This window comes from Paenibacillus lacisediminis (assembly GCF_046567315.2).
On the sequence record NZ_JBKIAX020000031.1, the window covers coordinates 1 to 23649 of the forward strand.

A 23649-nucleotide genomic window follows, 5' to 3' on the forward strand; every position below is an offset into this window, starting at 1 on the left:
GCCACACTTCCACATTAGGAGAATTTTTTTTACTTGGGAAGACCAAATCCTGGAAAGTGCTTGAACTTTTTCGTTCCCTTTAATTCCTAACGTTTCATGTTAGATTTTACGCATGGCTAGTGCCTTATTCACCTCAAATCGGCCTGGATGAACGGGTTTAGAGCGAAATAGGGTTACGTGAGTCCGTTAGGCTGGGAAATACCCGGGAAATGGGCGGATAAGGTCGCTGGTGTCCGTTAGAGCAACGTCCACTGGATGTAGACTACAGATTGTAGAGGGCCGAGGTACTCGCTGCTACCGTTCATGAAAGAAGCGGAAGGTTACTCAAATATCCGGCATTAAAGAATGTCACCTTGTTTGTGTTTCTTTTTTTGCTCAAGGGTAAGGACCGCGGTGTCTACGGCTTCTTGTCCCTTCACTTCCACCTCGGCAAGTGCTTCATCCAAGGTTATTTCATTTTGCAGAAGCTTGTCCAGCACGCCTTGGGCAGCATCCTGGAAAGCGTCGAGAATTTCGGCATCGACTTGGGTATACAGGTCTACATAATTAGGATTTGCTTTAAGGGTGTAGAGAGGAGACAAATCATGCTCCCCAACTTGCTCCACGTACTCGGTTACGGCAGGCAGCCCGTAATTTGGCTGGTTTTTGGCCAATAGTTGGCTGTTTACCGGATCTCCGGCTATAAATTTAACAAGTTTCATCGCTTCGGCTGCATGTTCTGTGCTTGAAGAAACGCCAAAAAAGTCAAATATTTCGTAGAAATTCATATAGTCCGGATTCAAAGGGTCCACCGGAGCTGTAACCATTCCCCAGTCGATTGAGGTAGCGCCTTCAAAATGGGAGAACGGCTCGAAATCATATGCAAAAGCATTGGAACTAACGGTCATAGCGGCATTTTCAGTTAAAAACTTGGGGTGTTCCATCGAATCGGCTTCTTCTCCCTGATCATAAACTGCCCCGGTACGAAAAGCTTTCACCGCGGCGGTCCAGATCGACTTCCATTTATCCGTATTCATCGTAACTTTCATGGTTTTTGAATCGAGATAAGTCAGGTTTTCCGTTTCGCCCGCTTTTAAAATAAAGTTCATGGTAACATTGCGATAATAGTTCATTTGTATTCCGTAAAGGGATTTTCCTTGATCATCTTCTGTCGGGAACCGTTCGGCTAATGCAAACACCTCTTCCCAGGTCATTCCGTTTTGCGGGTATGGGATATGATAAGTGTCAAACAATTTCTTGTTATAATAAAGCGCTTCGCTATGAAAAGTAGGCGGAAGAGCATAATACTGGCCGTTATCCGACGCAGCTTCCAAAAGTGACGTAACAATCGGAGAAAGGTCGCTGGATTCCGATCCATTGGTGAATGGGGGAGAAATCGGTTTTAAAATCGCCTTTTCAATAGCCATCTTATATTGCTCCATACCATTTATGTAAATAACATCAGCTTCACGATTCCAACCCGTTTCTTCGGATACCGGATCACTTGGAATCACTTGAACATCGATATTGGGATATTTGTTTTCAAAAGCATAGCCAAAGTTAACATAAAATTGCTTGGCGGACGGATAAGCAACTTTGAGGATGACGGGCTCCTCCGGCTGACGCGTTTGGCAGCTTGATAATAAGACTGTCATAAGCGCCAAGCCTATAAATGTACGCGTTATTTTATACATGTTCTGATCCCCTTTATTATAAACGGGTGCAGGTTAGGAATGCCTGTTCCGGCGACTCCCGACCTTCCCGTACAAGAAATTCACTCGCTGGACAGCATGCGATCAACGTAGGCATTGATCAGGTTATACGCCTGCTCGGAAACGGCATTTTCTTCTTTTGAGGGCTGCAGCATGTAGAAGGATTCGATATTTTTGTCGGCATTCCCTAATGAAATATAATCGGCCAGCGAAGAAAACCCGTATACGGAACGGTATTCCCACTCCGCCACTTTGCCGGACAAGAAAAATCGGATCAACTCCCAGGCCGCCTCAGTTTGCGTCGAGTTGGCGGGAATCGCCCAAATTCCCCCTAACGAAATATGATGACTGATTTCCGGAGAGCCTGGACTGACCGGCATGGTGACCAGTTTCCACTTGATTTCGGAGCCTTGCTGCTCTACAACTTTAAAATCTTCGTAATTAACCACGGCCATCGCGTAGTTTTCTGTAATGAAGGCGTTTTGGTTTATATCGTTGATGGCGATATTTCCGCGTTTTAACGGATCCTTCACCAATTTTAAAATTTTGCCCCATGACGGACTATCTAAAGTGAGGCTGTCCGTATGTTCGTCGTATGCCCGAAGGCTTTCGGTTCTCCCTATATCAATCAACCAATCGGCTGCAGACGGATAGGGTAAGGTTAGGCCTTTCGGAAATCGATTGGCCAACATAATCGTATCCTCCCAAGACATTTGGTTGCCGGGATATTCCACACCGTATTGATCAAACAGTTGTTGGTTGTAAACTATAGCGCTGCTGAAAAAGGAAGGAGGCAGTCCGTACAGTTCGCCGTTGCCGTAATGTTTCGTTAACTCGACGACACCGGGGATCAGCGTATCCAAAGGAAAGGAATCTCGGGCAACATCATCGTCAAGCTTTTGGAGCAATCCGCTTTCAGCGGCTTCCCGAAAATCATCGCCAGACAAATAAAGCAAATCTACTTCGTTGTTTTTCATCCATTCTTGTAATGTCACTTTTCCTTTGACGATATCGTTCGTCGGAACGACGGTATAGCGCAAATTCGGATATTCCAGCGCCAATAGAGAGGCGTATCTGTCATCGAAATGTTTTTGCGAGAAGAAACCGATATTTAAACTAAAGCTGACCTCTTTATCTTTAAGAGAAGGCGTGTTCCCGGCACAACCTGATACAATCGCCAAATTTAAAGCCATGAAAAATAACAGCAATCCGCGCAATTCCTGAGCCTCTTTTCCAGTAAATTCAATTATTATAACTATTTTATAGTAAATTCGAATGCAATACTTGTAAATTAAAAAATCCGGCTCATGCGTTGCCTAAATTCGTTCATGGGACAGCGTTTATTGGACAACCCTATCGACAAAACTAATGGAGTGGACAAGAAGCATAGCGATAAAACGCTTTCTTTATTTACCGCCGTATAACCATACCAAACTTTGAGAATTATACGGACGTCAGGCTTGCAACCACGCTAAAAATTGGTTAAAATAACGGTGGGACTTAAAAAGTTAACCCGGGACATTTTAAGACCAAGGAGTTGGAGAGAAGAAGGAGCTTGCAGGAATGGAGATCATGCGTAACCTTGTGGAAATTCAGAAGCAGCTTCTGCCTGATCTCATGGACATTCTCAAGAAAAGGTACACCATACTTCATCAGATCATGTTATCTGACGTAATTGGCCGCAGAACCTTGGCAACTTCACTGGATATGACGGAGCGTGTGTTGCGGGCCGAAACGGATCTTCTGAAGGCTCAGGGCCTGATTGAAATCGAGAATATCGGCATGAGAATCAGCGATGCGGGCAGGCTTCTGCTTGAGGAATTGGAGCCGGTGGTCAAGGAATTGTTTGGCCTCGCCAATTTGGAAGAAGCGATCCGTCAGAGCTACGGCCTGCGCAAAGTCGTGGTCGTCCCCGGAGATTGCGATGCTTCACCGCTGGTGAAGCGGGAACTGGGGCGTGCGGGAGCCAGGGCGCTCTTAAGCTCCATGAACGAGGGCGACGGGGTTGCCGTCACAGGCGGAACGACGCTGGCAGAGGTGGCGGAGCAACTGAATCCGCCGCATAACGTGATGATGAAGGACAGCTGGTTTGTGCCTGCGCGCGGAGGATTGGGCGAGAGCCTGGAAATTCAGGCGAACACGATCGCATCCGGGATGGCGAAACGAGTGGGGGCAGGTTACCGCCTGCTGCACGTACCTGATTTGCTCGGCAAGGAAGCGTACGAATCGCTTGTCCACGATCCGAATATCGAGGATATCGTCAATATGATCCGGCAAGCGCGAATCGTGGTCCACGGCATCGGCGACGCGATGGAGATGGCTCGGCGGCGCAAGCTGGAGCCGCAGGTGACCGAACAAATCCGGAAGGAAGGCGCGGTCGCGGAATCATTTGGTTATTATTTTAATGAAGACGGCGTCGTCGTCCACAAGATGCGGACTCTGGGCCTGCGCCTGGAAGACATCATGAAGACGGAAACCGTGATCGGAATTGCCGGGGGCAAAAGCAAAGCCAAGGCGATTCACGCCGTGCTGCGTTTTGGCCAAGAGGACATCCTCGTCATCGACGAGGCCGCCGCGGTGGAGATCGTAACCCAGCTTGAGCAGGGTGACAAGCAAGAAATCAAGTGAAGCTAATGATGTTTACTCATGGCTGGCTTTTTAGCCTGTCTTGAATAATAAAAAAACCAACACTAGGAGGAACTATTCATGAGTGTAAAAGTAGGTATTAACGGTTTCGGACGTATCGGACGCCTGGCTTTCCGCCGCATTCAAAACGTGGAAGGTATCGAAGTAGTAGCTATCAACGACCTGACAGACGCCAAAATGCTGGCTCACCTGTTGAAATATGATACAACGCAAGGCAAATTCGAAGGCGACGTCGAAGTTCATGACGGCTTCTTCAAAGTTAACGGCAAAGAAGTTAAGGTTCTGGCTAACCGCAACCCTGAAGAACTGCCTTGGGGCGAGCTTGGCGTAGATATCGTTCTGGAGTGCACAGGCTTCTTCACAACGAAAGAAAAAGCAGAACTTCACCTGAAAGGCGGCGCGAAGAAAGTCGTTATCTCCGCTCCGGCTACCGGCGACATGAAAACGGTCGTTTACAACGTTAACCATGAAATCCTGGACGGCTCCGAAACGGTTATCTCCGGCGCTTCCTGTACGACAAACTGCTTGGCTCCTATGGCTAAAGCATTGAACGACAAATTCGGTATCGTTGAAGGTTTGATGACGACGATCCACGCTTACACCGGCGACCAAAACACGCTGGACGCTCCGCATGCGAAAGGTGACTTCCGCCGTGCCCGCGCCGCTGCCGAAAACATCATTCCTAACACGACCGGTGCAGCTAAAGCCATCGGCCTCGTTATCCCTGATCTGCAAGGCAAACTGGACGGCGCCGCTCAACGCGTGCCTGTACCGACCGGTTCCTTGACTGAACTTGTTACCGTTCTGAAAACCAAAGTTACTGCCGAAGAAGTGAACGCTGTTATGAAAGCCGCTTCCGATTCGGAAACTTACGGCTACACGGAAGACGAAATCGTATCTTCGGATATCAAAGGCATGACTTTCGGTTCCCTGTTCGACGCTACTCAAACGAAAGTACTGACTGTGGGCGACCAACAGCTCGTTAAAACCGTGGCTTGGTACGACAATGAAATGTCCTACACCGCTCAATTGGTTCGTACTTTGGAATACTTCGCAAAGAAAGTTAAGTAATATCTCAGCCAATCTGATATAAATCCCAAAGAGGAGCAACCTGTCAATAGGCCTCCTCTTTGGTCTTGAAGCAAGAACGATATTCACACACACATACTTAAATAAAAAATATAGAGATACAGACTTACGCTTAGGAGAGAAATCAGAATCATAGCCGTGGATGCGCGGTTTTCGATGCATGGGAGAAGCCCGCGCACACCTTTAGGAGGAACGTGGAGATGAACAAGAAAAGTGTACGTGATGTGGAAGTAACCGGAAAACGCGTATTTGTCCGCGTCGATTTCAACGTGCCGATGCAAGACGGTAAAATTACCGATGATACCCGGATCCGCGAAACGCTGCCGACGATCAACTACTTGATCGAAAAAGGCGCGAAAATCATTCTTGCCAGCCACTTGGGACGTCCGAAGGGTCAAGTGAACGAATCGATGCGCCTTACCCAGGCTGCAGAACGCTTGTCCGAGCTGCTCGGCAAGCCGGTAGCAAAAGCCGATGAAGCGGTTGGCGACGCGGTTAAGGCAAAAGTGGCTCAATTGAACAACGGGGATGTACTGGTGCTTGAAAACGTCCGTTTCTATCCGGGCGAAGAGAAAAACGATCCGGAATTGGCCAAACAATTCGCGGAGCTTGCCGACCTGTTCGTCAACGACGCGTTTGGCGCGGCTCACCGGGCGCATGCGTCGACCGAAGGCATCGCGCATTACCTGCCTGCCGTGTCCGGCCTGTTGATGGAAAAAGAATTGTCCGTTCTCGGCAAAGCATTGTCGAACCCGGATCGTCCTTTCACGGCCATTATCGGCGGATCGAAAGTTAAAGACAAAATCGACGTTATCGACAACCTGCTGAACATCGCGGACAACGTGCTGATCGGCGGCGGTCTGGCCTATACGTTCTTCAAAGCGCAAGGCTATGAAATCGGCCAATCGCTGTTGGATGACAGCAAACTGGATGTTGCACTCGGCTTCATTGAGAAAGCGAAAAAGCTCGGCAAGAAGTTCTTGCTTCCGGTAGACTGCATCGTTGCCGACGATTTCAGTGCCACGGCCAACCACAAAGCCGTTGACATCGACAGCATTCCGGCCGATTGGGAAGGCGTGGACATCGGACCGAAAACGCGCGCTATGTATGCCGACGTGATTAAAAACTCCAAGCTGGTCGTTTGGAACGGGCCGATGGGCGTATTCGAAATCGACATCTTTGCGAACGGAACGAAGGAAGTAGCTGAAGCTTGCGCAGAGACGAAAGGTTACACGATCATCGGCGGCGGCGATTCCGCAGCGGCAGCCGAGAAATTCAACCTGGCGTCGAAAATGGACCACATCTCCACCGGCGGCGGCGCATCCCTCGAATTTATGGAAGGCAAGGCGCTTCCGGGCGTTGTAGCTTTGAACGATAAGTAAGACGTCAAAAAATGATGAATTGAACTACCTTTAGATGAATTGTTCAAAAATCGGCTTTTCAGCACCGAGAAGGTTGGATGAAGCTAGGGACTGAGTAGCGGAGCGTAGGTTTGCCTACGTGAGCAACGGAAGGCCCGGCTGAATTCAAGATTCGATGCCGAATAAACTTCGTGGTTCACTTCGTGATCAAAAGCTGATTTTTGAACTACCCTTAAGAAGTGAAGGAGTTGGCTCCATGAGAACACCTATCATTGCCGGGAACTGGAAGATGTTTAAGACGGTTTCCGAAGCAAAAGCTTTTTTTGAAGAGGCAAAAGGAAAAGCGGAAGTGGCGGGCGTTGAGAGCGTGATTTGCGCTCCGTTCACCAACCTTCCGGCTTTGGTGGAAGCCGCAAAAGGAACGTCGATCAAAATCGGCGCGCAAAACATGCATTTTGAAGACGAAGGTGCTTTCACCGGCGAAATCAGCGGACGTATGCTGAAAGAACTCGGCGTGGACTACGTCATCATCGGGCATTCCGAGCGCCGGGCTTATTTTGGCGAAACCGACGAGATCGTAAACAAGAAGATTCATGCCGCGTTTAAACACGGTTTGACTCCGATCCCTTGCGTTGGCGAAAAGCTCGAGGAGCGGGAAGCCGGCAAAACGAAGGACGTCGTAAAGGTGCAAACCGAGGCGGCGCTTCAAGGGCTGACTGCAGAGCAAGCGGCGCAGGTCGTCATTGCGTATGAGCCAATCTGGGCCATCGGCACTGGGAAATCGTCCACATCCGCGGACGCGAACGAAGTCATTTCCTATATCCGCAGCCTGGTTAAAGGATTGTACGGTGACGATGTAGCCAGCAAAATCCGCATCCAATACGGCGGCAGCGTGAAGCCGGAGAACGTGAAGGAATATATGAGCCAAAGCGACATCGACGGCGCGCTCGTCGGCGGTGCCAGCCTGCAGCCGGCTTCCTATGTTCAACTCGTTGAGGGGGCGAAGTAAATGGCTGCTCCAAAACCTGTAGCATTGATCATCATGGACGGCTTCGGACTTCGTGACACGGTAGAGGGCAACGCTGTAGCGCAAGCCCATAAGCCGAACTACGACCGTTATCTGAAGCAGTATCCGAACACGACCCTGACGGCTAGCGGCGAAGCGGTAGGTTTGCCGGAAGGCCAAATGGGGAACTCCGAAGTCGGACACCTGAACATCGGAGCCGGCCGGATCGTGTACCAGGACTTGACCCGGATTTCCAAATCGATTCGCGAAGGCGAATTTTTTGAAAATGAAACACTGGTAAACGCGGTTCGCAGCGCTAAGTCTAAAGGCAAAAAACTTCATCTGTACGGGCTTTTGTCCGACGGCGGCGTGCACAGCCACATTAACCATTTGTTCGCGATGCTCGAGCTGGCTAAAAAAGAAGATATGCACGATGTATACGTGCATGCGTTCCTCGATGGCCGCGACGTGGCTCCAGACAGTGCGAAAGGCTTCCTGGAGAAGCTGATCGCCAAGATGAACGAAGTCGGCATCGGCAAAATCGCTACGGTGCAAGGCCGTTACTACGCGATGGACCGCGACAAACGCTGGGACCGCGTCGAGAAATCGTACCGGGCCATGGTTTACGCCGAAGGTCCGAAATATACGGACCCGATCAAGGCTGTCACCGAGTCCTACGAGAAGTCGGTATTTGACGAATTCGTCATGCCGACCGTGATCGTCGACGACAAAGGCGAGCCGGTCGCGCAGGTGGAATCCGGTGACTCCATCGTCTTCCTGAACTTCCGTCCGGACCGGGCGATTCAGTTGTCCAACGTGTTCACGAACAAGGATTTTCAAGGCTTTGACCGCGGACCGAAATTCCCGACGGACCTGCACTTCGTGTGCCTGACCTTGTTCGCGGAATCGGTGCAAGGCTACGTAGCCTACAAACCGAAGGATCTCGACAACACGTTTGGCGAAGTGCTCGTGCAGCACGGCAAAAAGCAGCTGCGCATCGCCGAAACGGAAAAATATCCGCACGTGACGTTTTTCTTCAGCGGCGGCCGCGACGTCGAGCTTCCGGGCGAAACGCGCATCCTGATCAATTCGCCGAAGGTTGCGACCTATGACCTCAAGCCAGAAATGAGCGCTTATGAAGTCGCCGAGGCTTGCGTGAAAGAGATCGAAGCGGATAAACACGACGCGATCATTTTGAACTTTGCCAACCCGGACATGGTCGGCCACTCCGGCATGCTGGAGCCGACGAAAAAAGCGGTCGAAGTGACCGACGAATGCGTCGGCAAAGTGGTTGACGCCGTCAAGGCGAAGGGCGGAGTTGTCGTCATCATCGCCGACCACGGCAACGCCGACATGGTGTTCGACGAGCAAGGCCGTCCTTTCACCGCGCATACGACCTTCCCGGTTCCGTTTATCGTGACCGACGAAAACGTCGTGCTGCGCGACAAAGGCATCCTCGCCGACGTGGCGCCAACGCTGCTTGACCTGATGGGCCTGCCGCAGCCGCCGGAAATGACCGGCAAGTCGATGATCGCCAGCCGCAAGGCATAAGCCAAACCGTATAACAAGCTGTATAATTAAAATATTAAACAAGGAGACTATACCATGACAATTATTTCTGAAGTATACGCACGCGAAGTCCTTGACTCCCGCGGCAACCCTACGGTTGAAGTTGAAGTTTACCTCGAGTCCGGCGCGATCGGACGCGCCATCGTTCCTTCCGGCGCTTCCACTGGTGCGCACGAAGCCGTTGAGCTTCGCGACGGCGACAAATCCCGTTACCTGGGCAAAGGCGTATTGAAAGCCGTTGAGAACGTCAACGAAATCATCGCGCCTGAAGTAATCGGCATGGACGCTTTGGACCAAATCGGCATTGACAAATTGATGATCACTTTGGACGGCACGCCGAACAAAGGCAAACTCGGCGCCAACGCTATCCTGGCGGTTTCCATGGCCGTTGCCCGCGCAGCCGCTGACGCTCTGGACCTGCCGCTGTACACATACCTTGGCGGATTCAACGCCAAGCAGCTTCCGGTTCCGATGATGAACATCGTAAACGGCGGCGCGCATGCCGACAACAACGTCGACGTGCAAGAGTTCATGATCCTGCCTGTAGGCGCTCCTTCCTTCAAGGAAGCTCTGCGTACCGGTGCGGAAATTTTCCACAACCTGAAGTCCGTGTTGAAGGACAAAGGCCTGAACACTGCGGTTGGCGACGAAGGCGGCTTCGCTCCGAACTTCACTTCCAACGAAGACGCGTTGTCCTCGATCATGGAAGCTATCACGAAAGCCGGCTACACTCCGGGTAAAGACGTATTCCTGGGTATGGACGTTGCTTCCACTGAGTTCTTCAAAGACGGCAAATACCACCTGGAAGGCGAAGGCAAATCCTTTACTTCCGCGGAATTCGTTGACCTGCTCGCTTCCTGGGTAGACAAATATCCGATCATCACGATCGAAGACGGCTGCGCTGAAGACGACTGGGAAGGCTGGAAACTGCTCACCCAAAAACTGGGCAGCAAAATCCAACTTGTCGGTGACGACCTGTTCGTAACCAACACCGAACGTCTGGAAAAAGGCATCAATGAAGGCATCGGCAACTCGATCCTGATCAAAGTAAACCAAATCGGTACGCTGACTGAAACGTTCGACGCGATCGAAATGGCGAAACGCGCAGGCTACACTGCGGTTGTCTCCCACCGTTCCGGCGAATCCGAAGACAGCACGATCGCCGATATCGCCGTGGCAACGAACGCTGGCCAAATCAAAACCGGTGCTCCTTCCCGTACGGACCGGATCGCCAAGTACAACCAATTGCTCCGCATCGAAGACCAATTGGCCGATTTGGCTCAGTACAACGGCTTGAAATCCTTCTACAACCTGAAACACTAATCGCATAAGTTGCGAAAAGACCCGCCGAATCGATCGGCGGGTCTTTTTGTTTACCATATAGAATTTATAAAATTCGGATATGGTAGAGGGTGATGCGCAGGTAGAAAAGGCGGAGAAGAGGAATCTGGGGGCTAAGGGACACCAGAGCCGTTAATTTCGGAAAAACGGAGGATTGCAAAATGTAACGGACACAGAAGACCTTGTTTACCTCAAATCGGCCTGGATGAACGGGTTTAGAGCGAAATAGGGTCGTTTGTGTCCGTTAGACTGGGAAATACCCGGGAAATGGGCGGATAAGGTCGCTGGTGTCCGTTAGAGCAGCGTCCAAAGTGTTTAGGAAGAGCCTCCAATCGCTCCAAAGTAGAAGTCAGAGCCACTAAAGGACGCCGTCAGGCGTTTTTCTTATCCAAGTCTGGCTTTCTTCGTGATTCCAACGCAATCAATGTGGTCATCCGGTGGCCGCTCCGCTAAGCTTTGGTCGAAACGCAGGTGATGTGGCCGTATAAGTCGCTGCTCTCGTCAAATAGGTTTATCAGGTGGAACAGGCGCTGCCGGTCGTCTTCGCTTTGCATCGCATTGGACAGGATGCGGGTCATGCCTTCCCAGCCTTCGTCGACAATCAGCCCCTTCAAAGACAACAAAGACATATTGCCCGTGACACAAACCACCTCGCCGAAGCCCGCTTGGCAAAACAGCTCTTCCCACTTGGCCGCCGTCATGGGCTGTGCGTTAACGTATATCGCTTTGCGCAATTCGTTCAGGCGTTGCTTCACGGCTTCCGTATCCGGTTCTTGCCGCAGCAGCAAATCATGGGTCGCCAGGAGCTGCGTCACAAATTATACGATAAAGGGGACTGGAGCTGTAGAAAAAGCAGATACAAAGTTAAGACCCGCCCAAGTGATCGGACGGGTCTTTTTTAAACATGGTTGCTTGTGCAGCGCATATTTCTGTAGAGTTGCCGGTACCGGAGCGGCGATTCCCCCGTGATCTTCCGGAAGAGTGTATGGAAAAATTTCATATCCGCATAACCGACCTGCTCGGCGATTTGTCTCACCGAATCGCTTGTATTCACGAGCAGTTCGCAGCTTTTCAGGATACGGACATGTTGAAGATAATGATTAAACGTCTTGCCCGTCGCCTGCTTGAACAGCTTCTGGAATTGCCTCACGCTCATAAAGGTTTGCTCCGACATCATTTCGAGGGTAAGGTGCTCCTGGTAGCGGCAGTTGATGATTTCCAGCGCGTCTTCAATCTTCTCGGAGATGATGGCTGAGGATTTGGAATAGATGCCCGTATTCTCTTCGCCTGCGAGGCGGCCGATCACGATGAAGATTTGCAGCAGCAGCGATTTGATCAGGACACGGTAATTGTCCCCCTTGTTGTGGAATTCGATATAGGCTTCGTTGAACAGCCGGACAAGACGGTTCCGGTTATCATGAAACTGAAACCAGCAGCCCCCGCCCTCATAGGTTTTTTTCAGCATATCTTGGAGCCGGGCGTCCTGGGAGAGGGAATGAATCAACTCTTGAAGCGCTTCTATTTTGAATATGCAGTTACATACCACAAGCGGATGAGACGCCCGGGCCGATAAGGGGCGGAACACATGGAGCGTGCCTACCGGCAGCAGGAACACGTCTCCCTTCTGTACGGGAAAGGATTTTTCTCCGATAAAATGATAGCCTTGTCCTTCCTCGACCAGACATAATTCCACAAAATCGTGGACATGTGCGCGCAGGTGAAAGGCCTCGATCTCCCGGTTCAGATAGATGGGGAAATCGTCCTGAAAAAAGCGGGTGCCCGATAACATAAAAACCAAATGGAAGCGCCTCCATTTCGTGATGCAATATTCCGTATGCCCTTTGTCCCAGTTCTACCATAGATTATCCGGAAGTTCAAGAATGTACATCATCCCCCCTCTAAGTGTGCACGATCGCCCTATAAATTCACATCTAAACTCCCCTATACTGTTCTCAACCAGTATTCATCATCCACGACAAACTTAGGGAGTGGGGGGTTAAAAATCAGGGGGGAATTGTACAGTTATGGCTATACACATATCGCGGCTGTTGATTGAGGATGAAGAACGTCCTCTGGCCGTAGGAGTAGATCACCCTAGATTTTCTTGGGAATTGGAAGCGGATACGCGGGGGAAGGAACAGTGGAATCAGTCCCAGAGCGCGTATCGGGTGCTCGTGGCGGACAGCGAAGAGAAGCTTGCCGAGGATTGCGGAAATATGTGGGACAGCGGTATCGTCGCCGGCGATCAATCTGTCTATATCCCTTATGCCGGAAGACGGCTGGCTCCCGGGTGCCGGTATTACTGCAAAGCTGCCGTGTGGGATAAGCATGGCGTATACTCCGGCTGGAGCAAGATTTACGAATTTGGCACCGCCTTAAGCAAAGAGCAGTGGCTGGGTTCATGGATCGGGAAAAAAGCGGCCGGGGAAGAGGAGCTTGTGCCGGTCAGCTATATGCGGACCGAGTTTCGGATCGATAAACCGGTCCGCTGCGCAAGGCTTTATGCAAGCGCTTTAGGCATGTACGAGGCGAGGCTCAACGGCAAACGAGTGGGCGACCATCAGCTCGCTCCGGGCTGGACGGATTACGGTACCCGCGTGCAATACCAGGTATATGACGTTGCGGAACTGCTGCTTGAAGGGGGGAATGCCTGGGGAGCTCTGCTGGGCACGGGATGGTATGCCGGGAACGTCGGCATGATGGGCGTACGCCGGTATGGGGAAGATCCCCGCTGCCTGATGGAGCTTAAGATCGAATACGCAGACGGGAGCAAAGGCAGCTTCTGCACGGACGGAAGCTGGAAGCTGAGCGAAGGCCCAGTTCGCTACTCCGACATGATTAAGGGGGAAAGATACGATGCAAGGTTGGAGCAGAAGGGGTGGGACTGTCCGGGATTTAATGACACAGCCTGGAGCCGTGCGGAGGTGTTCGCGCCCTACGAAGGGCTTCTCGTTCCCCAGAGCGGGCCGCCCGTCCGGGTGATGCAGACGATCGAGCCGGTCCGGCAGAGCGAGACTAGTCGCGGCACCGTCATCTATGACTTCGGACAGAACCTGACCGGCTGGACGGCGCTCGAGGTGACGGGACCCGAAGGGGCGGTCATTACCGTTAATCATGCGGAAATGCTGGACCAAGACGGTTCTCTATACACCGCAAACCTTCGCAGGGCGGTGCAGATTTGCGAGTATGTGCTGGATGGTTCAGGGGAGGCACGCTTTGAACCGCATTTTACCTTCCAGGGATTCCGGTATGTGGAAATAGAGTGCTCTTCGCCGGATATCCGGGTACAGCGTATCACGGCCAAAGTCGTTCATTCTGACACGCCCGCAGCGGGGAAGCTGGAGACGTCCGATCCGCTGGTGAACCGGCTAATCGCGAATATCGTATGGGGGCAGCGCGGCAATTTCCTGTCCGTGCCTACGGATTGTCCGCAGCGCGACGAACGCCTCGGCTGGACCGGAGACGCCCAGATTTTCGCGCGCACCGCTTCTTACAATATGAATGTGGCCGGGTTCTTCCGCAAATATCTGGTGGATGTCTTCGACGCCCAGTCGCCGGATGGAGCGCTGCCGGATGTGGCCCCTGATGCCGGTTGGCACATTTACAAAGGCTTGAGCAGCTCCAAATGGTTCGCCCCGGATAATGCCGGCTGGGGGGATGCAGGCATCATCATTCCCTGGACGTTGTATCTCATGTACGGCGACTTGGAGACTTTGCGGAAGCACTACATTCCGATGCGCCGCTGGATCGACTATTTGCGGACTAACAGCGAGGGATGCCTCAGGCCCGGCTATGCCGATCATGCGGACTGGCTGTCGATCGGAGCGAATACGCCAAAGGACGTGCTGGCCACCGCCTATTTCGGCTATAGCACTTTCCTGTTCGCCAGGATCGCCGGGCTTGTCGGCAAGCAGGCGGATGCGAAGATGTACGGGGAACTGTTCGAGGAGATCCGGGAGGCCTTTATCCGGGCATACGTATCCGTTGACGGAGTGATTCAGGGGGATACCCAGACCGTCTATTGTATGGCGCTCTGCTTCCATCTCCTCACTCCAGAGCTGCGGCTGAAGGCCGCAAGCAGGCTGGAGCGGCGGATCAAGGACAACGGAAACCGTCTGACAACCGGATTCCTAGGTGTCGGTTACCTGCTGCCGGCATTGTCGGACAGCGGCCGGACGGACCTGGCGTACAAGTTGCTCCATCAGGAGGAATTCCCCTCCTGGCTGTATTCCGTCAAGCATGGCGCCACTACGATTTGGGAGCGCTGGGATGGTTGGACGGAGGAGCGCGGTTTCCAGTCCCCATCGATGAACTCCTTCAACCACTACTCGCTGGGTTCGGTCGGAGAATGGCTTTACCGCTACGCGGCGGGTCTGGAAGCGGATTGGAGAGCCCCTGGATTCAAGCATAGCCTGATCGCCCCCGAGCCTGGCGGCAAGCTGACGAGTCTGCGGGCCGAATATGCATCTCCTTACGGCCTGCTGGCAGTTGAGTGGAGGAAAGATGGGGACCGATTGGAATTAAATGTGCGTATTCCGGTGAATACGACGGCCGACATTTACGTTCCGGGAAGGCTGGTTAAAGCGGACGCGATGGCCCGGAAGCTGAAGACGGAAAATGGAAAAACCGTATATGCGGCAGGATCGGGCCGCTACCGGTTTGTCAGCGTCCTCGGGTCGGCCCGAACATGAGCCGAATGGCTCGAACTAAGCTTATGCTTCCGAAGCAAGTTTTGCTCGAAGCTGATTCAGGAAGTAGCGCTCACAAAACTTTTAGGAGGTACGGTAATGAGCGATCACTATGAACGAAGGGTAGCGCTGCTAAGGGAATTCATCTCGGACCAGGCGGGGCAATGCCTGAAGGCGCCCGCCCATTACCTGAAACATCCTTTTATCGATCCGGGGTCGGTATACAGCGCCAACCTGTGGGACTGGGACTCTTTCTGGTCGGCCTATGCGCTGCTGAACATGGAAGGAAATCTGCTGCCCGCAGGCCAGGTTACTCCTTACGCCAAAGGCAACATCCATAATTTCTTCGATCATCAGATGGAAGACGGCTACATTCCGATGATGATTGAAAAAGGGAAGACCGAGGAGCCTTATCTGATCGGCAAGCGCAAGGAAGGACTGCAGCTGAATATGCACAAGCCGTTCCTGTGCCAGCAGATCGCGCTGATCTCGGGCCACTGCGGCGATTATGAGTGGGCGGCGCGGTATGCGGAGGGACTTGAGCGGTATTTCGGCTGCTATGACCGGGATTACTTCAATGAGAATTGCGGTTTGTACGTATGGGCCGATGACATCATGATTGGCATGGACAACGATCCGGCGACCTTTGGCCGGCCGAAATATTCCACTGCGAATATCTATCTGAACGCCTTTATGATCAGTGAACTGAAAGCGATGGCGCTTCTGGCGGGAAAATGGGGCCTGCCGGACAGAAGAAGGCACTATTTGGACAAGGCGCAGCGGCTGGCTGACGCCATACAGGAGGAGTGCTGGGACAAGAGGGACAAGTTCTTCTACTCTGTCGACGTGGATATCAGAACCCGGCAATTCGACTGGTTCCATACAGGACTGGGTGTATTCTGGAAGACGCTGCCGATCAAAATCAGGGCCTGGACCGGATTTATTCCGCTCTGGTCGGAGGTGGCAACGGACGCGCAAGCGGCCTGGCTGTCCGGGCTGCATATGGAAGACAAAAATACCTTCAACAGCCCTTATGGCATTCCATCGCTGGCCATGGACGAGAAGATGTACGACATCTCGGCCACAAACAATCCCTCGAACTGGCTGGGCCCAATCTGGGGCATTGTGAATTACGTCGGTTTCCGCGGATTGATGAATTACGGATACCGGCGAGAAGCGGAAGAGCTGGCCCGCCGGACGGTCCGCCTGCTGGGGAAGGATCTGGAGCAGAGCGGAACGCTGCATGAGTATTACGATCCTGTGACCGGAACGCCGGTGATGAACGGGGGGTTCCTAAACTGGAATATGCTCGTCGTGAATATGGCCGATGAGCTGGCGGGCAAGGCTCCGCTAAGCCGCTTCCTTAAGGAGTAGCGGAAGCTGCCGCCAACGCGGGATTAAGGCATGAAGCCGTTGTTTGGTTTGGACAAAGAAGAATTGGAGGGAAATTCATGAAAGTCGTGAGAAAAAGCTGGGTATTACTGCTGCTCGTTCTGATGCTGACCGTTACAGCCTGCTCCGGGGGAGCAGGAAACAAGCCTAAGGAAGAAGGAGCGAAGACGAATGGCGCAGGGACCACGGATAAGGTGACCTTGCGGATCATGTGGTGGGGATCGCAGGCCCGGCATGATGCGACGCTGAAAGTCATTGATTTGTTTCAAGCCAAATATCCGAACATTACCATCAGCCCGGAGTATATGGGCAACGACGGTTATTTCGACAAGCTGGCCACGCAGATCGCAGGCGGCAATCCGCCCGATCTGATGCAGCTCGGCAACAACTATCCGGACTATGTGTCCAAGGATGCGTTGCTGGACATCAGCCCCTACGTCGGCAAGGAGATTAACGTCGCTGATTTCGATCAGAACGTGATCGAGGCCGGAACCATGGACGGCAAGCAGTATGGCATCAGCTTGGGCTCGAACGTGCTGGGTCTGATCTACAACAAGAGCATGCTGGAGCAGGCCGGACTGCAGCCGCCGGCTCAGGATATGACCTGGGACGACTTGAAGGCCTACGGCCAGGATGCGGTAGCGAAGCTCGGAGACGGAAAGTTCGCCTTTGCCGGGCAATCCTTCTTCCCGCACTATTTCAATTACTTCCTGCGTCAGCAGGACAAGGCGCTGTACCGTGACGGCGGCGTCGGCTTCGGACAGGAGGATGCGGAAGCCTGGCTAAACCTGTGGAAGGATTTCAGCGAAGCGGGCATTATTCCTTCTTCGGAAGCCTCCGCTTCCATGTCGGAAACAAGCCCGGACGTATCGCTGCTTGTGCAGGGCAAGGTGCTGATGGCGCTGGTGTGGTCGAATCAGATGTCCGGCTTTCAAAGCGCCATGACCGACGAGATTGGCATCAGCCTGCTGCCGAAGGCGGCGGACCAGGTCCGTCCCGGCCTGTGGGTGCAGCCGAGCCAGTTCATGACGATCAGCAAGGAATCCAAGCATCCGCAGGAAGCCGCGATGTTCATTGATTTTATGGTTAATGATCCCGAGGCGACGCAGATTCTCGGCAATGACCGCGGGATTCCGGGCTCCGAGAAAGTCAGAAGCGCACTCAGTGCCGCTGGCTCGGACATCGATAAGAAAATCTATGAATATTTCAATATTGCGGCGGAAAACGCCAGCCCGATGGACCGGGAGCTACCGAATATCGGCGAATTTGACGGAAAGCTGAACAATGCGGCCATGTCCGTAGGCTTTGGCGCCAAAACGCCGGCGGAAGCGGCCGCCGATATTCTTGCCGCCGCCGAAGAGGCCGTGAACAAATCGAAATAGCAACAAAGAGAAAGGGTGAGCAGTATTGAGTCAGGCTGCGGCTTCACAACAAGGGCCCGATCCCGGCGTTCGGGCCCGCAGCCACTCTTTTGCGGGGTGGTGGAAGCGGAATTTAACCGCTTATTTATTTTTGCTGCCATGGTTCATCGGTTTTTTCGTGCTGACATTGATTCCGATGATTTCTTCCTTGTACTTGTCTTTTACCGACTTTAACCTGCTGACACCGGCAAATGGGGTAGGGCTCGAGAATTACAACAAAATGTTCAATCAGGACCCACGTTACCTTCAATCCCTGAAGGTCACGTTCGTCTATGTCTTCGCTTCGGTTCCGTTAAAGCTGGGCTTCGCCTTGGCGGTTGCGATGCTGATGAACAAAGGGATGCGGGGACTTGGACTGTACAGAACCGTCTATTACATTCCGACCTTGCTGGGGGGAAGTGTGGCCATCGCGGTGCTGTGGCGCAAAATGTTTGGCGGCGGCGGGGTCGTCAATACCTTCCTGCTGGAGGCCTTCGGCATTCAGGCACCGGATTGGGTGTCCAATCCCAAGTATGCCCTGTCTTCGCTCGTGGCGCTGTCGGTATGGCAGTTCGGTTCGTCCATGATTATTTTCCTGGCCGGGCTGAAGCAGATTCCAAACGATTATTATGAAGCCTCACAAATCGACGGTGCGGGAAAAATGCGGCAATTTCTCAGTATCACGCTGCCGATGCTTTCCCCGGTCGTACTGTTCAATCTAATTATGCAGGTGATCAGCTCCTTTCAGGCTTTTACCCCGGCGTTTATCGTCAGCGGCGGCAAAGGGGGGCCGATGGATTCCACGATGTTCTATACGCTGTACTTGTATTTAAAAGGATTTTCATTTTTTGAAATGGGATATGCGTCGGCGATGGCCTGGGTTCTGCTTGTCATCATCGGCCTGTTCACAGCCCTCATATTCGCTTCCTCGAAGCGTTGGGTGACTTACGGGGATGGAGGGGAATAACCTATGGGAGCCACTTGGAATTACCGGGTGCTGCTGAAGCATGGCTTTGTCATCCTGATCGGCATCCTGATGCTCTATCCGGTTGTCTGGATGCTGATGAGCTCGCTGAAGCCAAGCCAGCTGATTTTCAGTGATATCAGCTTATGGCCGCAAGAGTTTACGTTAAGCAATTACACGACCGGCTGGAACGGGATCGCGGGCAAAGGCTTTGGCCTTTATTTTCTGAATTCACTGATCATCTGTGTAATCGTGATCGCGGGCAATCTGATCTCGTGCTCCATGGCGGCATTTGCCTTTGGGCGCCTGAACTTTAGCCTCAAAAAGCTCTGGTTCGCGCTGATGCTCGTTACCATCATGCTTCCGCAGCATGTCAGAACGATACCGCAGTACATTATGTTTAAAGAGCTGAATTGGGTGGACAGCTTCCTACCGCTGACCGTTCCGAAATTTCTGGCGACGGAGGCCTTCTTTATCTTCCTGCTGGTTCAGTTCATCCGGGGACTGCCGAAGGAACTGGACGAATCCGCGCGCATTGACGGCTGCGGGCCGGTGCAGATTTACCTGCGCATGATCCTGCCGCTGGCCGCCCCCGCGCTGATCACAACCGCCCTGTTCTCCTTTATGTGGACATGGGACGATTTCTTCAGCCAATTGCTCTATCTGAACGATTCAAGCCTGTACACCGTTCAGCTTGGACTCCGGCTGTTCATGGATTCCACCGGCGAATCCTCATGGGGGCCGATGTTCGCCATGTCGGTGCTGTCGCTTGTACCGAGCCTGACGCTGTTCTTCTCGATGCAGAAGTACTTTGTTGAAGGAATCTCCACTACAGGCATTAAAGGATAGGAAAATTTGCGGGAAAGCAAGAGGAGGTTACTAACTTGACAATGAACAACCGGCCGGACGAGGCGCTGGCCGCGGTCGAGCAGTGGGGAAGATTCGAAATCGTCTTTCGAGGTCCAGAAGCGGAAGATCCGTTTCACGAGGGGATATGGCTCGCCGTCTTTACCTGCGGTGACCGCATCGTGGGAGTCAAAGGCTTCTACGACGGAGACGGGACCTATCGGCTGCGGTTCATGCCGGACCGAACCGGCAGATGGGATTATGTGACGGCGAGCGGAATCGGCGAACTGCACGGGCATACCGGCAGCTTCATCTGCACGGAAGCTTCGGCGGGGAACCGCGGGCCCGTACAAGTGAAGGATGCGGCGCATTTCCGGTACGCCGACGGCACGTCCTACCATCCGTTCGGAACGACTTGTTACGCCTGGATTCATCAGCCGGAGGAGGTTAGACGGCGGACGATCGCCTCGCTGGCGGACTCGCCGTTCAACAAAATCCGCATGACCGTCTTTCCGAAAAACTACAGCTTCAACGCTTCGGATCCAGTGGATTTCCCTTACGAGGGCAGCCCGGAAACGGGCTTCGATGTGCAGCGGTTCAATCCCGCGTTTTTCACCAGACTTGAGGGTCATATCGAAGAACTGCTTGCGCTCGGCATTGAAGCCGATCTGATTCTATTTCATCCCTATGATGAAGGGCGATGGGGCTTTGACCGCATGACGGCTGAGGATGACGCGCGGTACCTGAACTACATCCTTGCCCGGCTATCCGCTTACCGCAATGTATGGTGGGCGATGGCCAATGAGTACGACTTCATGACCGAGAAGAAGATAGAAGATTGGGACCGGCTTTTCGCGATTGTGAAAGAAGAGGACCCGTACGGACATCTTCGTTCCATCCATAACGGCACCCGCATGTACGAGCCGCAAAGCGTAGTAATGTATGATCACGGCAAGGAATGGGTCACGCATTGCAGCATTCAGCACTGGGATGTGACGCTCGTCCGCGAATGGCGGCGGGTCTACGGCAAGCCAATTGTGATCGACGAGTGTCTGTATGAAGGAAACGTACCTTTTAGATGGGGCAATATTACGGCCGAGGAAATGACTCACCGCTTCTGGGAAGCGGCCGTCCGGGGCGGTTATGCCGGACACGGCGAAACCTATCTGCACCCGGAGGGGGAAATCTGGTGGGCCAAAGGCGGCACGTTGCACGGAGAGAGCCCGGCAAGGATCGCTTTTCTCCGGGGGATTCTGGAGGAGCTTCCCGAGAACAGCACTCCGTTGTTCACCATGCGCCAGATGGAGACGTTGGGCGTGGAAGGCGAATATTACCTCGGATATTTCGGCATTCACCGCCCGGCCTATTTTGTCGCCACACTGGATGAGACGGGCGTCTATCGGGCCGATATTATCGACACTTGGGAAATGACCGTAACCCCGGTGGATGAGACACTCAGCGGAACCTGCATCATCCAACTGCCCGCCAAACCCGGTATGGCGCTGCGAATACGCAGGCTGCAGCCCGTGTCGTTATGATGAAAATTCTGACGATAATGCAAAGTTCCTGCAACAAGCTCTTCATAATAAATGCACCCCATGGGGTGCATTTATTATGAAAGGGATGCCGTTCCGCAAGGAGGAGGCTTCCCCTATCCATCCTCAAACTTCAAGGGACCCGCAGCTTCTTTGCCCCGGTACGGAAGCGCTGCGGAGGTAAGCATACGAAGAGAAGATGGCGAGCAGGGCGATGGCCGTCAGTCCCCAAAAAATGTTGGAGTAGGCGGTGGTCTGCGGCAGGCCGTGCTGCCACTCCATGGCGCTGGACGCCATGGCGACGCTGAAGGCGCCGCCGAAAAACTGCAGCAGTTGGAACAGCCCCATACCCGAACCGACCTGGGACGCGGGCAGGATGCGGGAAATTTCGTTGGAGACGCTGCTGGAAATCATGGTGAAGCCAAGACTCATCAGCAAGTAAATGAATACAATGGCCAGCCAGGCTTGCCCGCTAAACAACGCGAACAGGATCATGGAGCTTAGCACAAGGAGCGGCACATACCGCAAAATCGCGCCGTTGCCGTGCCGGTCGATGATAGAGCCGACTTTGCGGGAGGCGACCATGGCCAGCATCGAGCCGGGAAAAATGATGAGGCCGGCATGACTGGCGCTAAGATGAAAATGGTGCACCAGGATTTGCGGCAGCAGAAACAGTGTGGCGAAGCTGCACAAATACGAGGCGATGCCCGCGAGCGACAAGGTCAGGTAAGCACCGTTGCCGAACAGGGCGGGCGATACGAACGGTTCCGGCGTGCTGCGGATGCGCCAAACGAACAAAACGAGCGCAACCAGGCCGCAGGCCAGCGCGATTCCGGAGCTTTCGGTCAAAAACAGCAGCAGCCCGGTTGTGCCGATGGCGACGAATATGGCGCCCGGCGCGTCGAATGCGCCGCGCGCCGTTTTTTCCTTCGGTATGTACTGAAGGAAAAACGGAATCAGCACCAGGGTCAGTGCGGTCACAACAAACAGGTATCTCCAGCCCCAGTATTCTACGATCGCGCCGCCGGCGACAGGACCGAGCCCGAGCCCCAGCGAAACGGCCGACATGATCAGCGCCATCGCCTTGCCGCGGCGTTGAACCGGCACATACCGGGTGAGCAGCACCAGTGACAGCGAGACAATCGCCCCGGCGCCGGAAGCCTGAATCACGCGCACGGCGAGCAGAAACCAGAAGCTTGTGCTAAACAGCCCGGCTATGGCCGCAAGCCCCAGCGTCAGCAGCCCGGTCGCCAGCAGCCGCCGGATGGGCAGGAAATCCGCCAGCCGGCTAAACGTAATGGATGAAATGGCGAACATGATGGAATATCCGGTTACAATTAAGGAAGAAACGGAAGCCGAGAGGCCAAACGTTTCGGTTACATCGGGCAGCGCCAGATTAAACATGGCCGTGTTCATGATGACCAGCACGACGGCAAGCCCGAGCAGAAGTGTCAGCAGCCCTTCCTTTTGCAAAGAGGTTTCGGAGGAAGGGACCGCGGGAATTTCGGTTGATACAGCATTCATGCATTTCACCCACTCTTTATTTGTTTTAAAGTTCGATTGTAATCGAACGATTGAAATATAGCATGCCATCGTTTAAAATGCAATTAGGGAACCGGTAAAATGAATAAAATTTTTTTTGTCCGTTTTTTAATTGATGGCAGATGAATATATGTATAAAGGGGTTTTTCCGATGAAAGTGCTGTATCATCCGGATCGGGAAGAGATTCAATTGTCTTCCGTGCTTTATGCCCTAAGCGATCCTGTCCGGTTAAGCGTTGTTGCCGAAATCCGCAAAAACGGCGAACAGCCGTGCAACTGCTTCCACGTGCCGGTCGCCAAATCGACGTTGTCCCATCATGGCCGGACGCTGCGCGAGGCGGGGGTCGTTTTTACGCGCATCCAGGGAACGCAACGCTTCATGTCGCTGCGGGAAGAGGATCTGGAGTACCGCTTTCCCGGCTTGCTCGATTCGATCCTGCAGGCGTACGAAAGCTCGCATCCGAGCCATGCCGATAAGGCGAGCGCTGCGGAATTGTAGAATAGAGTCACCGGAGAGAGGAAAAAGGCCCTTGCAGGTTGATCTGCGGAAGGGCCATTCGTACTTTTATTCACATGCCG

The 23649-nt window shown here is 53.1% G+C and carries 18 protein-coding genes; 13 read left to right on the forward strand and 5 right to left on the reverse strand.

Annotated elements, in window-relative coordinates; all coding sequences use genetic code 11:
- Positions 1–338: 338 nt before the first annotated feature.
- Together ACLD72_RS31570 and ACLD72_RS31575 are read right to left on the reverse strand one after the other, a co-directional pair.
- Positions 339–1673: an extracellular solute-binding protein gene (locus ACLD72_RS31570; protein WP_411003492.1), complete on the reverse strand. Its 1335-nt coding sequence runs from the start codon at positions 1671–1673 to the stop codon at positions 339–341.
- An 80-nt stretch (positions 1674–1753) separates the two neighbouring features.
- Complete coding sequence (locus ACLD72_RS31575; protein WP_458476510.1) at positions 1754–2884, reverse strand: ABC transporter substrate-binding protein; 1131 nt, start codon at positions 2882–2884, stop codon at positions 1754–1756.
- Between the two features lie 379 nt (positions 2885–3263).
- Here ACLD72_RS31575 and ACLD72_RS31580 point away from each other — a divergent pair, with 379 nt between their 5' ends.
- The 6 genes from ACLD72_RS31580 to eno all read left to right on the forward strand — a co-directional run bounded on the left by ACLD72_RS31580 (position 3264) and on the right by eno (position 10685).
- Entirely contained in the window at positions 3264–4319 is a 1056-nt protein-coding gene (locus ACLD72_RS31580; protein ID WP_411003497.1) for a sugar-binding transcriptional regulator, read from the forward strand.
- Between the two features lie 78 nt (positions 4320–4397).
- Entirely contained in the window at positions 4398–5408 is a 1011-nt protein-coding gene (gene gap, locus ACLD72_RS31585; protein WP_251593675.1) for a type I glyceraldehyde-3-phosphate dehydrogenase, read from the forward strand.
- Positions 5409–5626: 218 nt separating this feature from the next.
- Entirely contained in the window at positions 5627–6808 is a 1182-nt protein-coding gene (locus ACLD72_RS31590; RefSeq protein WP_251593672.1) for a phosphoglycerate kinase, read from the forward strand.
- Between the two features lie 235 nt (positions 6809–7043).
- Positions 7044–7796 (forward strand): triose-phosphate isomerase, encoded by a 753-nt coding sequence (gene tpiA, locus ACLD72_RS31595; protein WP_251593671.1) that lies wholly within the window; start codon positions 7044–7046, stop codon positions 7794–7796.
- Positions 7797–9344 carry a 2,3-bisphosphoglycerate-independent phosphoglycerate mutase gene (gene gpmI, locus ACLD72_RS31600; protein ID WP_411003490.1) on the forward strand — a complete coding sequence of 516 codons (1548 nt, stop codon included), beginning with the start codon at positions 7797–7799 and terminating at the stop codon, positions 9342–9344.
- Positions 9345–9398: 54 nt separating this feature from the next.
- A complete protein-coding gene (eno, locus tag ACLD72_RS31605) occupies positions 9399–10685 on the forward strand; it encodes a phosphopyruvate hydratase (RefSeq protein ID WP_251593667.1) in 1287 nt (428 codons plus the stop codon).
- Between the two features lie 467 nt (positions 10686–11152).
- Here the strand turns inward: eno and ACLD72_RS31610 are convergent, their stop codons facing one another.
- Both ACLD72_RS31610 and ACLD72_RS31615 read right to left on the reverse strand, forming a co-directional pair.
- Positions 11153–11518 (reverse strand): hypothetical protein, encoded by a 366-nt coding sequence (locus tag ACLD72_RS31610; RefSeq protein WP_458476511.1) that lies wholly within the window; start codon positions 11516–11518, stop codon positions 11153–11155.
- 83 nt (positions 11519–11601) lie between these two features.
- Positions 11602–12492, reverse strand: a complete 891-nt coding sequence (locus ACLD72_RS31615) for a helix-turn-helix domain-containing protein (RefSeq protein WP_411003496.1) — start codon at positions 12490–12492, stop codon at positions 11602–11604.
- Between the two features lie 235 nt (positions 12493–12727).
- Here ACLD72_RS31615 and ACLD72_RS31620 point away from each other — a divergent pair, with 235 nt between their 5' ends.
- The 6 genes from ACLD72_RS31620 (at position 12728) to ACLD72_RS31645 (ending at position 21531) form a co-directional block, all read left to right on the forward strand.
- Positions 12728–15394: a family 78 glycoside hydrolase catalytic domain gene (locus ACLD72_RS31620; RefSeq protein ID WP_411003488.1), complete on the forward strand. Its 2667-nt coding sequence runs from the start codon at positions 12728–12730 to the stop codon at positions 15392–15394.
- A 96-nt stretch (positions 15395–15490) separates the two neighbouring features.
- Positions 15491–16765 (forward strand): MGH1-like glycoside hydrolase domain-containing protein, encoded by a 1275-nt coding sequence (locus tag ACLD72_RS31625; protein ID WP_411003487.1) that lies wholly within the window; start codon positions 15491–15493, stop codon positions 16763–16765.
- Positions 16766–16842: 77 nt separating this feature from the next.
- Positions 16843–18165 carry an ABC transporter substrate-binding protein gene (locus ACLD72_RS31630; protein WP_411003486.1) on the forward strand — a complete coding sequence of 441 codons (1323 nt, stop codon included), beginning with the start codon at positions 16843–16845 and terminating at the stop codon, positions 18163–18165.
- 130 nt (positions 18166–18295) lie between these two features.
- Entirely contained in the window at positions 18296–19150 is an 855-nt protein-coding gene (locus tag ACLD72_RS31635) for a carbohydrate ABC transporter permease (RefSeq protein ID WP_251593756.1), read from the forward strand.
- Positions 19151–19153: 3 nt separating this feature from the next.
- The gene (locus tag ACLD72_RS31640) at positions 19154–19996 is read left to right on the forward strand and encodes a carbohydrate ABC transporter permease (protein ID WP_411003485.1); all 843 of its coding nucleotides are present in this window, start codon (positions 19154–19156) and stop codon (positions 19994–19996) included.
- A 41-nt stretch (positions 19997–20037) separates the two neighbouring features.
- Positions 20038–21531 (forward strand): DUF5605 domain-containing protein, encoded by a 1494-nt coding sequence (locus tag ACLD72_RS31645; RefSeq protein ID WP_411003495.1) that lies wholly within the window; start codon positions 20038–20040, stop codon positions 21529–21531.
- A gap of 123 nt (positions 21532–21654) precedes the next feature.
- On the opposite strand, the gene ACLD72_RS31650 is transcribed toward ACLD72_RS31645, so the two are convergent.
- On the reverse strand, positions 21655–23052 hold the full coding sequence (locus tag ACLD72_RS31650) for an MFS transporter (RefSeq protein WP_411003484.1): 1398 nt from the start codon (positions 23050–23052) through the stop codon (positions 21655–21657).
- Between the two features lie 169 nt (positions 23053–23221).
- Here ACLD72_RS31650 and ACLD72_RS31655 point away from each other — a divergent pair, with 169 nt between their 5' ends.
- Positions 23222–23569: an ArsR/SmtB family transcription factor gene (locus tag ACLD72_RS31655; protein ID WP_411003483.1), complete on the forward strand. Its 348-nt coding sequence runs from the start codon at positions 23222–23224 to the stop codon at positions 23567–23569.
- Positions 23570–23649 lie beyond the last annotated feature (80 nt).

Bases quoted from the DNA above. Each gene is read 5' to 3' on its own strand.
- ACLD72_RS31575 (WP_458476510.1), bottom strand. From the start codon at position 2,884: ATGGCTTTAAATTTGGCGATTGTATCAGGTTGTGCCGGGAACACGCCT.
- ACLD72_RS31570 (WP_411003492.1), bottom strand. From the start codon at position 1,673: ATGTATAAAATAACGCGTACATTTATAGGCTTGGCGCTTATGACAGTC.
- ACLD72_RS31625 (WP_411003487.1), top strand. From the start codon at position 15,491: ATGAGCGATCACTATGAACGAAGGGTAGCGCTGCTAAGGGAATTCATC.
- ACLD72_RS31650 (WP_411003484.1), bottom strand. From the start codon at position 23,052: ATGAATGCTGTATCAACCGAAATTCCCGCGGTCCCTTCCTCCGAAACC.
- tpiA (WP_251593671.1), top strand. From the start codon at position 7,044: ATGAGAACACCTATCATTGCCGGGAACTGGAAGATGTTTAAGACGGTT.
- ACLD72_RS31580 (WP_411003497.1), top strand. From the start codon at position 3,264: ATGCGTAACCTTGTGGAAATTCAGAAGCAGCTTCTGCCTGATCTCATG.
- ACLD72_RS31615 (WP_411003496.1), bottom strand. From the start codon at position 12,492: ATGTTATCGGGCACCCGCTTTTTTCAGGACGATTTCCCCATCTATCTG.
- gpmI (WP_411003490.1), top strand. From the start codon at position 7,797: ATGGCTGCTCCAAAACCTGTAGCATTGATCATCATGGACGGCTTCGGA.
- ACLD72_RS31590 (WP_251593672.1), top strand. From the start codon at position 5,627: ATGAACAAGAAAAGTGTACGTGATGTGGAAGTAACCGGAAAACGCGTA.
- eno (WP_251593667.1), top strand. From the start codon at position 9,399: ATGACAATTATTTCTGAAGTATACGCACGCGAAGTCCTTGACTCCCGC.
- ACLD72_RS31640 (WP_411003485.1), top strand. From the start codon at position 19,154: ATGGGAGCCACTTGGAATTACCGGGTGCTGCTGAAGCATGGCTTTGTC.
- gap (WP_251593675.1), top strand. From the start codon at position 4,398: ATGAGTGTAAAAGTAGGTATTAACGGTTTCGGACGTATCGGACGCCTG.
- ACLD72_RS31655 (WP_411003483.1), top strand. From the start codon at position 23,222: ATGAAAGTGCTGTATCATCCGGATCGGGAAGAGATTCAATTGTCTTCC.
- ACLD72_RS31620 (WP_411003488.1), top strand. From the start codon at position 12,728: ATGGCTATACACATATCGCGGCTGTTGATTGAGGATGAAGAACGTCCT.
- ACLD72_RS31630 (WP_411003486.1), top strand. From the start codon at position 16,843: ATGAAAGTCGTGAGAAAAAGCTGGGTATTACTGCTGCTCGTTCTGATG.
- ACLD72_RS31645 (WP_411003495.1), top strand. From the start codon at position 20,038: ATGAACAACCGGCCGGACGAGGCGCTGGCCGCGGTCGAGCAGTGGGGA.